We start from the raw sequence: 12,783 nt of genomic DNA, 5'->3' as shown, positions 1-12,783 counted from the left end.
CCATGCTCAGCCGTTTGGCGTGCACATCTATAGCCTTTCTCTGATTCACTCGGGTCTTTGCTGCCTGAAATAAGAAATCGAGGTTCTATCGAAGAACCTCGGCATTAGTCTTCTCGCTTCTGCCTTGTCTCCTCGCCGATCGGTTGGCGAGTGCCGTTGCCAGCGGGGCATCTGCATTGACAACGGCGGCGGTTTCTACCGCGCAATGTCCTCCAATCATGCACGGTAGCTCACTGATAGATGGTTTTCGACCGCGTTCACGCTCGGAGCAGACCAAGCCGCCGCTTCCGCCTCGTCTCGTTCGGCCACAGATCTAACGGTCCCCTCCAGCGTCGCGGTGTGTTCACGCATTTTCACGGAAATATGGCTTGCGTCGATACGAGCGTTGCGCATGAGCGATTCGACTATCATGTCGCTGACATTCTTTGCGTCCGCGAGGTTTTTGACGACGATAGAATCGGTGACCCCTTTGACGCCATGCAAATATCGAACAGCTGCGGCCGCAGCCTCCTTCTGATAGTGCCACTGCACTGTACCCTCGAGGGTTACCCAGCCATTGCTGACGATGGGCCTTATCTTGTCCTTTGGAATGGCAACGTGCCACCTGAGAGAGTTCAACACCTTTTCCGTCAAATCGGTGTCATCGGGCTTTGCGCCGCTTAGGGTCACTTCCAGATTTTCCGCAATGCCCGTGACGCCCAAAATACGCTTGGCATCCTTAACTGCTTCCCATTTGTCAAAGTAGGTTGGCACCTCGCCGGTGAGCGTTACCACACCATTCTTGGCAAGCACTGCGATCTTACTGTGGTCGACTTGCGGATCCCACGCCAGTTGTCTCTCCACATCTTGGCGGAGTTCAAGATCTGTCTTCATAACAACTCCTGTTTCGAGTCCTTCGAGAATGGAGGACACTAAAACGTTAGTCTTCAGGGAGACTTGGGCGTTGATGCAGGTCAAATCATCGGAGTGGCACAAGTTCGCCCTAAGGCGACGTGGTTTAAGATCGCCACACCCATCATGCGTGACGGGTGCGGCCGAACGTCCAGAGGCCTTACGCAGCAAAGAGTGTCCCGACCTCTGCGTCTACTCATCGGGGCTAAGAATCACATCAAGCAACTGCAGATCGGCGTGCGTAACGAGACCGAATCTAAGGCAGCCCGACTCACTTTGGGCTGCTTTTTTTCGGAGTCGCGAGAAGGCTCAAAAAAGGCCGGCGGGTTCAGCAAGCTCGTCCCAACTGAAAATAATCACCTCCTTACGGGCCGCTTCTCTTCCGCCACCGCCCACGGTGTACTTGATGTCCACCGCCTCAATGTGGAAGCCGTCAAAGGCCTCACGAATTGCCCGATGATCATTCAGGCTAACGATCGCCCTGCCCTTCAAAGAGCGCAACCGGGCCGCCATGGCCACGTACTCTTCATAGGCAAACGGAACGCCGTAGCCTTCCGTCTCCCAGTACGGCGGATCCAGATAAAACAGCGTATGTGGCCGATCGTATCGGTCTATGCACGTCTTCCAGTCCAAGTGCTCGACGAACGTATTGGAAAGCCGGAGATGCGCGGCCGATAGGGTCTCCTCGAGCCGCAGTAGATTCAGGCCGGGCGGTGTCGTGGTTGCCGTCCCGAACGATTGCCCCTCGACTTTTGCACCAAAACAGTTGTGCTGCAGGTAATAGAAGCGCGCCGCTCGCTGGATATCGGTGAGCGATTCCGGGACCGTGTCCTGCAGCCATTTGAAAACCTGCCGGCTCGTAAGCGCCCATTTGAACTGGCGCACAAACTCCTCGAGGTGGTGCTGCACGACCCGATACAGATTGATGAGGTCTCCGTTGATATCGTTGATCACCTCGACCGCCGCCGGCGGCCGAAGAAAGTACAGCGCTGCTCCGCCCGCGAAAACTTCGACATAACACTCGTGTTTCGGGAAACGCGGAATGAGATGGTCTGCAAGCCGACGCTTGCCGCCGATCCAGGGAACGATGGGAGTTGCCATATGTGGAATCGCCTTTTCTTTTTCAGTTAGAATTCGGCCCGCCTACCGGTAGGTGTCAGGGCCTTGGCTAATTCACTGGCTGATTCAGTGGAAAGGCGACCGGGGACATGCGTCAACATGCCCCCGGTCGCCCTGTCTTTTCCCGTGCCAGGAGGCACATTCAAAGTGACTTTCTATTCGGAATGCATAAAATGCAATTCCAATCTTTGATCTGCATCAAAGATCTTTGATTCTCGTTTAGGTCATTTTTTGCAGGCGCACCGTACCAAATAGAATCGTCGAGCAGACGGTTGATCCCCGGATGCTTCGGCTCGTCCATCAGGACGGGCCATTTTTTTGTTGATCTCTTCCGCCAATAGTTTGTCCTGTCCCGCAGTTCCTGTTCTGGACGTTCTGCCATGGCCCTACACTTGCTCACCTCGGACCGTTTGAGGGAGACTTGGGTGGCGAACTCCATCCCTCAAATGCCTTAGGCCTGCCGGTGGTCCGCCGGCAGGCTGTTTTTTCATTTCTTCGCGCCCACACACGCGACCAGCAGCGCCTCAAGCTGCCCCTCCCATTGCTTGCGCTGCAGATGATCCCGCCACACCCTATCGACAGCCGAGCCATTGGGCGGTGCGAGCAACTCGCTATCAGGCAGGAAGCGAGGCGCATCCGGCACCGAGTCAATGCACGGCACTGGCACCTCGATTTCTGCCTGTACGGTTTCGGTATGCACCACCGGCGAAATCGGTGCCGGCAGCGACGTCCCACAACCGGGCACAACTAGCAGCGCGCTACAGAGCGCCGCGCAAACGATTGAATGCCGCATCGCATGTCTCCGACTGGTTGGATGGATCCTGAATCCGTTGAGAAAGTGCGTCGATCTGACGCTGGTATGACTGCGCCTGTGTCGCAGCCTTCGCCTGTGCCGCTGCTGCCGCCGCCCGAACGGCGAACGCCTCGGAGGCAGCCTGCGTCACCGAGGCCGAGCACGCCTGCACGCCGGAGGCCGCTTGTGCGAGATCTGCCTGCGACGTCGCGAGCTGCGATCGAAGCGTGCCGATCGACTGATCGTCCGCCTGCGCCTTCTGCAGTGCCGTAGCGAAGTCCGAGCGCGCGCTGCGCAACTCGAAAAACTCCACCGTGCATGCGATCGCCAGCACCACCGCGATCACGCCGACAACGACAAGCGCGATACGCCCAACAATGTCCGTCATGGTTTTTCTCCCTGAATGCGGCGAAGGCCGGCATCAAGCGCCTGATCCAGCACTCGTTTGCCGCCCCAGCTCGCCAACGTGATCACGAGTGCGGTGAGCGGCGCTGGCCACCCTCGCCACTCGCAAAAAAAGAAAGCGGACAATCCGGCAACTATCGATGCGGTGATCACACTGCCGATCTCGATCGCCGCCGAACGCGCCGGCGGATCGCTGGACGCGAAACGCTGGAACGTACTGGCCGTGCCGCCGATCAGTGCCAGCAGGATCGCCAGCACAAGCGACGCGCCCTGAATGCCTGCCAGGCCGTCAGCAAGTACCGTCTCGGTCTGCCGCACCATTGCGTACGCCGCTGCAGCCCACAGCAGCGCGCACCCTCCCCAACCCCACTGAATCAATCGGCGCACGTTATCCCCCGTTTTGCCTGCGTTTCCCGATAACCGAGCACCAGTCCGAACAGCGCCATGCCCACGTAAAAAAAGAACTGCGCCGCGTTGACGAAGTACGCGCTTGCCGCAAACAGCGGCGTGATGTAACAGGCCGCCGCTATCGCATACAGCCAGTGCCGGCGAGCCTGCGCCCAGCGGAATATGTATCTTTCCGGCAACCAGTCATTGATCGCGACATCGGCGACAACGACAAGGGCAAGCACAGCAGTCCCGGCCGTCACCGCGTAACCCCAGAAACCATCGCTCGTGAGCATCACCGACGTCGCCGAGCACGGCGCGGTAAATGCGGCCACGGCGATATAGACCGCCAGATACGCATAGATGAGTCTCGCAAGGGCATCGGTTTTCATGCGGCGACCCTCGCGTGATTTGCGCCGAGCTGGAACAGCACGCGCTCTGCTTCGCGGCGCTTGATCAACCCGGCCAGCACCTTGCCGCCCGCGAGATTCCAGCGCGCGAACTCGGCGATTGCGCCGTCCGTATCGCCGGCATTGAGCTTGCGCAAAAGCGTCGACGTGTCGAAGTTGCCGCTGCCGATATTGAATACGAGGTCAACGAGCGCGTCGTATTCCTCCTGATTCAAAGCAACTTTGACGTCGCGCTTGACCACGGCCTCGGCACTGCGCACGTCCGCACGCAGCCAGTCGACAGCCATGTCGCGGGTGATCACCATGCCGGGTCTGACGTCTGGCCCGGTATGGCCCCAGCCACCTGTCCACGGCGCACCGCTTAGCGACCCAAGCTCGAGAGGAATCGCACCACCGGCTAGCACCCGCTGCCACAGCCCTCGTGCCTGCAGGGCCTTGGCAAGCGGCGACGCTGGATCCGGATAAACGAAGAGCACCAACGTCTCCGCGTTCTCCGTGAGCGACATGCCCTGATCGGAATACTTAAGGTTTTCGTTCAAACGGTGCCCCCAATAAAAAAGGTCGCGCCGATATGCAATCGGTGCGGCCAAAAAAAAAACCGCCAGCCGGCGGTCCAGGAAACGTCTTTAAAGGATGTAGCTAACGTGTGAAACAGAGCAGCCCAACCAGACCGCCGGACAGCGTCGCTGCGAGATCCCACGCGGATACATCGCCGGCCGTGAAGTGGTCGAGCAGTTCCTTCAGGACTCCCACCAGAACCACAGCCGCAATGGCCAACTGCCACGTGACGAAGTGGATTGCCGCGAAGACAAGCACGCCGACAATGAAGTGCAGGCACTTGTCATGCGGGATCGCGCTCATGATTGCGGCTTCGATTGATTTCATGTTTGCCACCTGTATGGACGTATTCCGGATCACGCCGGACCGGCCGCCGCGATCTGCTCCTGAAGCTGCGCGATCGTTGCGTTCGCTGCCGCGAGTTGCGCCGTCAGCGGCGGCACAGCGTTTCCGAGCCACGTCGCGACCTCCGGGGATGCCAGATCAATATTTGTCGCATCTTCAAGCGAGACAGTGCCGCCAATCACCTGATCGCCGTCGACCAGGAAAGACGCGTACCAGACCGTCAAGGTTTTCAGTTCACCCGTCAGCGGATCGCCGGTCATCATGACCTGATGCAGTACCCGCTTCGTTTCAGTTGCCATATTTATTCTCCCAGTGAGTTCATCCAGGTACCCGCCTGGATCGTGACGGCCGCAGCGGTCGAGTTGAAAAGGTTATTGCGCACCGACCCACCCGCCGCGAGCGGCTTGGAGTCGATGAGAACACCGCCAACGTCTCCCGGCGGCGACAGAAGGGACTTCGCACCGAGTTGCGCGCCCGCTACGGCCACATCGAAGAAGATCCGTGTATTCGCCGGGACCGTCATGGCAAGTTGTGTCGAAGTGGCGGTGAGCTGCGTGCGGGGATCAACACTGGCACCCGCGCCGACGATGATGTCGCTCGGGTAGGTCGAGACCGAAACGATTTTCTTTGGACGTCGCGCGAGCGTGCCGCCACTGTTGAGCAACTGCAGCGTGCCGGGGATGGTGCTGGTCGACCGGTAGTCGGTGACAGTGTTAAAGCCCCACTCCGTATTGTTGATCCCATCCACAACATAGGGAGCACCGATCGTCAGCGTGTCCGAGACGTTCGTAACGTTGCCCACCGCATACGTCTTGTTTCCATCGACTTTCCATGACCTGACGTTATCGCCTGCCTGCAACCAGATGGCACGGCCCGCTCCACCATACATCTCGTTGTCGGTGATCGAGCCAGAACACGATCCGCTATTCGCAACGAAATTGGCCGTGACGATATGCGAGCCCTTATACGTCATCTGGGCAAGCGTCACAGAACCCCCAGCCTGCATCTGAGGATCGCGGCTTGTGTTGTGGTGTATGCGGGCATTGCCGCCACAGAAGATGCTTGTATTGTTGCAACGCTGTATATCGTTATCGTGGATGTTGATCGCCTCGTTACCTTCCGACACCCAGATACCCGCGAGCTGCGGAAACGGAGTATTCGAGTTCAGAGCGCAGTCCCACACCCAGTTGTGGTGGATAACAACTGACGTGTTGGAATTGTTCACGCCAAGCGCGCTATAGAACGGGTTTGCGGTTGCGCCGTCAGCGCCGAGTGGATCTACCGTGTTACGTGCCAGCTGGATGCCGATGGAGTTGGTGTACAGCACCCAGTTGTGATGCACCGAGCCGCCCATCATGCCGCCGCCGAAGATGCCGCGCTGCGCGCCGGTAATAAGCCGGTTGCAGTAGATATGCACGTCCCGCGAACGCTTGATGCCGTCGAGCAGGCCAACATACGAGGGATCATCCGCGGTGAACCATGTTACCGCGATCATGTCGTCGCCCGCGTTCTGCACCTGGTTGTCGTGGATTCTGATGTCGTAGCCACATCCCTGCATCGTGATCCCATCGGCGAGGGTGCCGCTCACGTTGCAATCGTGGATATGCACGTGATTCGAACGCCGAACCCATATACCTGCAGACCAGCTACCCTCGATTACGACATCGTGAATTTCCAGGCCATCTACACCGTCGGCGTAAATCGCGAAGTTGTTATCGACCCGCGCACCTGGCGCATTCACGAATTGAATCCTGACGTTGCAGATCCGGACATTGGCTGACGCACCAAACACGGTCGACAGCAACTGGAAGCCGTATGCCTGACTGGCACCCGTCGGAGCCGGCGCATCGATCAGCAGCGTCGCCCACTGAAAATCGATCGTTGTGTTTTTGAGGTCGGTCAGTCTCGTCAGGTTGCCGGGCTTGAAACGATACGTGGCACCGGCACGGCAGTAGACGTGCCGATTTGACACGCACGCACTGATGATTGCGTTCGTATCGTCCGCTACACCATCGCCCACAGCCCCCTTGTCCCGAAGGTTGTAGAAGTCCTGCAGCTTGTCCTGCGCGGTGCGCGCAACTGACCCCGCTCCGGATTGAAGGAAGCCGATCAACCCGGACCCGGAAGACGCCGCCAGTTCTTCGCGTGTCGCCCCCTGGTGGATCGTCAGCCGCCCCGCCGCCAGATCAGTCGGAACATCATTCGACACATAGGCCGCTGCGTTGACAGCAACGTATGCGATGCCGTTGTAGGTAACGACATCTTTCATCGCCAGCAGCATGCCGGCGGCCCACGCACCGCGGACATTAAATGCCTTCAGTGAGCTTATCGCTTTAGCCATGCTGTCGACATCGCCATTCGCGGTCGCCACTACCGTATTCGCATCGCCCTGCGCAACCGCGTGCAGAATGTCGGTTTCCACCGCCATAAGAGCCTGCGCATCACCGATCGCCTTGGCAATAGTAGGCACGGGACCGCCTTCGGTCTGAACGGTCGTGGTTTTGTCGCCGTGGGTAATCGTGTGGAGCAGATCGGCATCGGTCGATAGCCGGTCAATCTTCTGAATTGTGGAGAGTGCCATGCTTGCGTTCCCTTCAGGAATGTTAAAGGCCGCCCTCAGGCGGCCTTCCCCTACGTCCTCTACGCGTCTGCCAGTTATGCCGGACCACCGCCGTCACCGGGCCCAGTGCCACCATTGCCGCCCGGCGGAGTCGCCACCACCGCTGTGCCACGCGAGACACTCCCCCACGCGTTATATGCATAGGCGGTGTATGTCTCGCCATCCTGGCTGATCGAGCAACTGTCGGCCGCGCCGTCGTACACCACCGTACCGTCGGCATTGACGACGCGGTAACCGGCGACATCCGGATAACCCGTCACTGACATCGACAAAGTAACTGTGTCACCGCTTTCACTGGCATACACGGTCACTGTCGGCGCCGGCGGCGGCTCGCTCGTGACGGTAATCGCCCCCGGATTACCGAGACCGGCGATATTGCCGGCTGCCACCATGACGTCAAACGTCCCGGCGACGGCGCCATAGAGCTTTGCCTGATCCAGCGACCACGTGAAGTTCTGCGCCGTGATCGTCGCCTCATACTTGATGACGCCACCCACCACGACGTCGACAACAAAGTAGTCAACGTCCTGCAGTCGCTGGATTTCAACCGATAGCTGATTGCCTGAGAATGGCTCGCGCAATGTGAGCACTGGCGGTGCCGGCGGATACCTGAATTCGTCGACCGTCCCGGTCCACGTCGCGAACGGACCAGGCAGCCCGCTCGCGCCGTATGCGCGCACGCGAAATTCCCACGCGCCTAAAGCAATCGGCACGGTCAGGACGTTGCCCGCCGACGTGCCGAGCCTGGCCCACGTCGCGCCTGCGTCCAGGCTGCCTTGGTACTCATAAAGCAACGCGCCGGCGGCCGGCGACGCCGTGATCGACACGTACCCCGGCGTGATCTTCGAATTGGCGCTCACCTGCGCGATGATCGGCGCGTGGATCACGCCCGGCAGAAGCGATGGCGACACCGGCGCAGGCGGGCTCATGCCGGTCTCGGCCGTATGGGGGCTTTCCGCGTTGTTCACGAACGTCAGTTCGACCTGCCCATCGCGCGGTGTCGCCTTGATCAGCCGGACGTCCTGCGCGATCCTGTCGAGAGCAGGTCCGAACGAGAACCGTGTCGGCTCTTCCGAGTGTCCGTCGCTGAAGTCGAAAAGCTCCGGCAACGGATCCACCAACACCATCGACATGCCATCGTCTTCCACCGGTTGAGCAACCCTGAGCGCTGCAGTGGGCGCTCCGTTGCGCTGCGCAAAATACACGTAGTGCTGTGCGCCGGCCGTCCATTCGAGCTGCTCGCTGACGTCGACGCGTACACCATCGAAACCTTCAACAACGCCGGAAATACCCCACTTCGGCAGATCGTGTGAGATGCCGACCAGATCGCCATAGAGCGGGATCAGTCCGTCGAGCTCGGTGGTGATCATGACCGTCTTGCGCTGATCGCGGTTCGCATAGGCCATGTAAATGCCTTCACGCCACGCCTGTGCGCGCTTCGTCGGCCCGACCATCTGGATCCGCTTTTCGACGAGAGCCGGAGAACCCGTCGGAATGCACGCCACGTCCTGCCATGACCAGGTCGTCTCATCCATGTATTCGACCGTCACGTAGTCGGGCGAATCGACGCTGAAAAACCCGTAGTCGGCTTCGAAGGATCCCGCCACGATGTTCTGCGGCGTGTACATCGCCGTGCGCACCGTTTTGAGCTCGTCTCTCACGACGCTGATCACCCCGCCGAAGTACATCGGGATCGCGCGGCCGGCGCGGCAGATCGTCGTCAGCGCATCCCAGAACGATCCCTTCGTATCGAACACACCGTTGAATTCGTCACCACGCGAAGTCCACACTGCGTCGAGACGTTCAAGCGCATCGATGTCCAGCCGTTTATCCGCCAGGCCAAGACTGTAGTCAGCGTTACGGACCGCATCAGCGATCGCCCATGCGATGCTCTTTGTGGGCTGTGGATCGCTCCAGCCGCTGCCGGTCCATACCGGCAATTTCCGCGTCGCAATCACATGCACGTCGTGCGCGGTACTCGAATTCAGAGAATTCGTAGCGCGTGCGCGCATCGCCAGCAAAGTCACGTTGCCGTAATACCGCTCGCTCGGCAGGTAGGCGCGCAATGCCGCCCACTGGATCCGGTTCTGGGCACGCGTATCCGTATTGAGATTGGTCGTGCGCCGCATGCGAACCTCATAGCGACCCGGTGAGACGCTGTACCGGTACGAGATCATTTGCGGCTGGGATGTCGCCATGCTGAGCTCGCGCAGATCTATTTCGATCCAGTCGCCTGCCGCTGCGCCGGCAGCGTCGATAAGCCGCGCCTGCGCCTCAAACGTTAGCGATAGGTTCTGCAGCGATCCATCATCGGCCGCATAAAACAGCCCCGAAGGCAGCGTGACATCAATCCCGATGAAATTCGCCGCGCTCGCAGCCGGATTGGCAACGAATGGACCCACCCAGTCCCCGCTATCGTTCGGCGCCTGCAGCTCGATTCCGCTAACCGCATCACTCGTTACGACGTTATCGGGAAACAGCGTGACCGCCTGATTCGGCCCGACAACCTGATAGTCAATCTCGCTGAAATTGCCGATGTCCGTCGTGCCGATCAGGATCTGTTCGATCTCGATCTCGCCTTTCGAAATGCAGAACAGCTCGTACACGTACAGATCGTTACCGAGGTACTCGGTGTACGGGGTCGCGGCCAGATCAGGCGTAGTGTGTTGATAGGCACGCAAAACTGACCCACTTCAGCTAAAAGTTTGCATCGAAAATTGACCCACATGTTCAATACCTGCTTGGACGCCAGGCAGGAGAACCGGAGTGATTACGGTGAGCATGTTGGCCAAGATTCGGCGGATGCATTTCCGCGATGGCGTCCCGCTCAGGGACATATCACGACGTACGGGACTTTCCAGAAATACTATCCGTCGATGGTTGCGTGAACCATCCACTGGCGAGCCAAAGTACGCCAAACGTGTCGTTAATAGCGTCGTCGACCCATGGTCGGAGCAGCTCCGGCTGTGGCTGGTCGCCGATATGAGGCGCCCGAAGCGCGAGCGGCGCTCTGCCACGCAGATGCATGAGGATTTGCGTGCAGCTGGTTACGACGGCAGCTATGACCGCGTGTGCGCATTCGTGCGCAACTGGAAGCAAGAGCGCGATGCCGGAGCGCAGCGAGGCGCGTTTGTGCCGCTGGCGTTTGAGTACGGCGAAGCATTCCAGTTCGACTGGAGCTGCGAATACGTGTTTATCGGCGGTCTGCGGCGGCGCATCGAAGTCGCGCATATGAAGCTGGCGGCAAGTCGTGCGTTCTGGCTTGTCGCCTATCACACGCAAAGCCATGAGATGCTGTTCGACGCCCATGCGCGCGCGTTTGTGGCATTCGGTGGAATCCCGCGGCGCGGCATCTACGACAACATGAAGACGGCGGTCGATAAGGTGGGACCGGGTAAGGAGCGCGCTATCAACGCCCGCTTCCACGCGATGTGCAGTCACTACCTGTTCGAACCCGAGTTCTGCAATCGGGCAGCGGGTTGGGAGAAAGGCATCGTCGAGAAAAATGTCCAGGACCGGCGACGCCAGATATGGCACGAGGCAATTCGCACGCGATGGGAGTCGCTCGATGTGCTCAATGTCTGGCTGGCTGAGCGTTGCCGACAGGCGTGGCAGCAGCTGCATCATCCGCAGTGGCCTGAGCTGACCGTGGCGGATGCCTTGCAGGACGAGCGTCCCCGCCTGATGCAAACACCAAGGCCGTTCGATGGGTACATCGAGCAGCCATTGCGCGTTTCGCCGACCAGCCTAATTCACTTCCAGCGCAACCGCTATAGCGTACCGACTGAATACGCCCATCACATCGTCAGCCTGCGCACCTATCCGGCGTACCTCAGCGTTGTTGCTGACGGAGTAGAGATTGCGCGCCATTCGCGAAGCTTCGACCGCTATCAGACCATCTACGACTGGCGTCACTACATCAGCCTCGTCGCGCGTAAGCCCGGTTCATTGAGAAACGGTGCGCCATTCCACACGATGCCTGAGCCGATGCAGCGCCTGCAACGCCATCTGCTGAAGCAGGAAGGTGGAGACCGGGTGATGGTGCAGGTTCTCGCGGCGACACCCGTGCACGGTCTGGAAGCAGTACTGGTTGCCGTGGAGCTTGCGCTTGAGTCCGGTCGGCCGAGTGCTGACCACGTCCTGAACATACTCGCGAGGTTGAAGAGCCCTTCCGGCCGTTCAGGCGGTGTTGTTCGAACAGCGCTCACCCTGAATATCGAGCCACTGGCGAACGTGCACCGCTACGAGCAGCTTCGGATCCCACGCAATCAGGAGGACGGAAATGTCGAATGAGACTGCTGCCCAACTCAGGGGCTTGAAGCTGCACGGGATGGCTCAGGCGTGGCCTGAACTCGTCGCGCAGGCTCGCCATGACCAGTTCGAACCGGAGAGGTTTATGCAGATGCTGCTTAAAGCTGAGACCGCAGAGCGGCTGGTGCGGTCAATCAACTACCAGATGGGTGCCGCAAGGTTCCCTGCGCACCGCGACCTTGCCGGCTTCGACTTCGAACAGGCGCATACTGACGAGTCGCTCGTGCGTGAACTTCATACCGCCAGTTTCTGCGAATCGGCCCAGAACATCGTGTTCATCGGCGGTCCGGGTACCGGCAAGACGCACCTGGCCACGTCTATCGGCATTGAGGCCATTCAGCATCATGCGAAGCGGGTGCGCTTCTACACTACCGTCGAACTGGTGAATCAGCTGGAAGCCGAGAAGGCCGCTGGAAAGCCAGGGCAACTCGCCACCCGGCTCATGTACGTAGACATCGTCATACTTGATGAGCTGGGCTACCTGCCGTTCACCGAGACCGGCGGTGCGCTTCTGTTTCATCTGTTCTCGAAACTGTACGAGCGTACGAGCGTCATCGTGACCACCAATCTCAGCTTCACCGAATGGTCCAGCGTGTTCGGCGATGCCAAGATGACGACCGCGCTGCTCGACCGGTTCACGCACCATTGCCATATAGTTGAAACCGGTAACGACTCGTGGCGCTTCAGGAACAGCACGGCGGGGCAGCCCGCAAAGCGGGCTGCCCCCCGAAAACCCTCACCTAAACCAGCCAAAGAGGAAGAAATCGATACACCAGACTGACGTTTCAGCACATCAGGGGTGGGTCAATTTTAGATGCAAAAAGTGGGTCAGTTTCCAGCACAAATCAACAGCCCGGCACCATTGCTGGCGTGCACACGGCCCTGACGCCACACGCGGATCTGCTGGATCCCCTATCACCGACGCGTCGGAAACATCGGATCTC

At 59.4% G+C, this 12,783-nt stretch carries 13 protein-coding genes; 2 read left to right on the top strand and 11 right to left on the bottom strand.

Translation table 11 applies throughout. The features are described 5' to 3' along the window. Positions 1–216 precede the first annotated feature (216 nt). From BLW71_RS03575 to BLW71_RS03520, 11 genes are all read right to left on the bottom strand, one after another. Positions 217–873 (bottom strand): BON domain-containing protein, encoded by a 657-nt coding sequence (locus BLW71_RS03575; RefSeq protein WP_091793229.1) that lies wholly within the window; start codon positions 871–873, stop codon positions 217–219. Positions 874–1,200: 327 nt separating this feature from the next. Next, positions 1,201–1,992: a DNA adenine methylase gene (locus tag BLW71_RS03570; RefSeq protein ID WP_091793227.1), complete on the bottom strand. Its 792-nt coding sequence runs from the start codon at positions 1,990–1,992 to the stop codon at positions 1,201–1,203. 505 nt (positions 1,993–2,497) lie between these two features. After that, positions 2,498–2,803 (bottom strand): hypothetical protein, encoded by a 306-nt coding sequence (locus tag BLW71_RS03560; protein WP_143048295.1) that lies wholly within the window; start codon positions 2,801–2,803, stop codon positions 2,498–2,500. Then, positions 2,769–3,191 (bottom strand): hypothetical protein, encoded by a 423-nt coding sequence (locus BLW71_RS03555; RefSeq protein WP_091793222.1) that lies wholly within the window; start codon positions 3,189–3,191, stop codon positions 2,769–2,771. The genes BLW71_RS03560 and BLW71_RS03555 overlap by 35 nt, the downstream gene beginning before the upstream one ends. Further along, positions 3,188–3,595, bottom strand: a complete 408-nt coding sequence (locus BLW71_RS03550; protein ID WP_143048294.1) for a phage holin family protein — start codon at positions 3,593–3,595, stop codon at positions 3,188–3,190. The genes BLW71_RS03555 and BLW71_RS03550 overlap by 4 nt, the downstream gene beginning before the upstream one ends. After that, positions 3,583–3,987: a hypothetical protein gene (locus BLW71_RS03545; protein ID WP_091793218.1), complete on the bottom strand. Its 405-nt coding sequence runs from the start codon at positions 3,985–3,987 to the stop codon at positions 3,583–3,585. The genes BLW71_RS03550 and BLW71_RS03545 overlap by 13 nt, the downstream gene beginning before the upstream one ends. Then, complete coding sequence (locus tag BLW71_RS03540; RefSeq protein WP_143048293.1) at positions 3,984–4,544, bottom strand: lysozyme; 561 nt, start codon at positions 4,542–4,544, stop codon at positions 3,984–3,986. Before BLW71_RS03540 ends, BLW71_RS03545 begins: the two co-directional genes overlap by 4 nt. Before the next feature lie 100 nt (positions 4,545–4,644). After that, positions 4,645–4,890, bottom strand: coding sequence for a hypothetical protein (locus BLW71_RS03535; protein WP_091793214.1), 246 nt, complete (start codon positions 4,888–4,890; stop codon positions 4,645–4,647). Between the two features lie 29 nt (positions 4,891–4,919). Continuing rightward, the gene (locus tag BLW71_RS03530) at positions 4,920–5,171 is read right to left on the bottom strand and encodes a hypothetical protein (protein WP_143048292.1); all 252 of its coding nucleotides are present in this window, start codon (positions 5,169–5,171) and stop codon (positions 4,920–4,922) included. 38 nt (positions 5,172–5,209) lie between these two features. Next, complete coding sequence (locus BLW71_RS03525) at positions 5,210–7,489, bottom strand: right-handed parallel beta-helix repeat-containing protein (RefSeq protein ID WP_091793210.1); 2,280 nt, start codon at positions 7,487–7,489, stop codon at positions 5,210–5,212. 74 nt (positions 7,490–7,563) lie between these two features. Beyond that, complete coding sequence (locus BLW71_RS03520; protein WP_091793208.1) at positions 7,564–10,209, bottom strand: host specificity factor TipJ family phage tail protein; 2,646 nt, start codon at positions 10,207–10,209, stop codon at positions 7,564–7,566. Positions 10,210–10,303: 94 nt separating this feature from the next. Here BLW71_RS03520 and istA point away from each other — a divergent pair, with 94 nt between their 5' ends. Both istA and istB read left to right on the top strand, forming a co-directional pair. Further along, on the top strand, positions 10,304–11,821 hold the full coding sequence (gene istA, locus BLW71_RS03515; protein ID WP_091800342.1) for an IS21 family transposase: 1,518 nt from the start codon (positions 10,304–10,306) through the stop codon (positions 11,819–11,821). Beyond that, positions 11,811–12,620, top strand: a complete 810-nt coding sequence (gene istB / locus BLW71_RS03510) for an IS21-like element helper ATPase IstB (RefSeq protein ID WP_091793206.1) — start codon at positions 11,811–11,813, stop codon at positions 12,618–12,620. Before istA ends, istB begins: the two co-directional genes overlap by 11 nt. Positions 12,621–12,783 lie beyond the last annotated feature (163 nt).

The sequence above is a fragment of the Burkholderia sp. WP9 genome (genome assembly GCF_900104795.1).
Classification (GTDB): Bacteria; Pseudomonadota; Gammaproteobacteria; order Burkholderiales; family Burkholderiaceae; genus Paraburkholderia.
The sequence above is the reverse complement of the archived record's forward strand: the minus strand, read 5'-3'. Positions and strand labels throughout refer to the sequence as shown.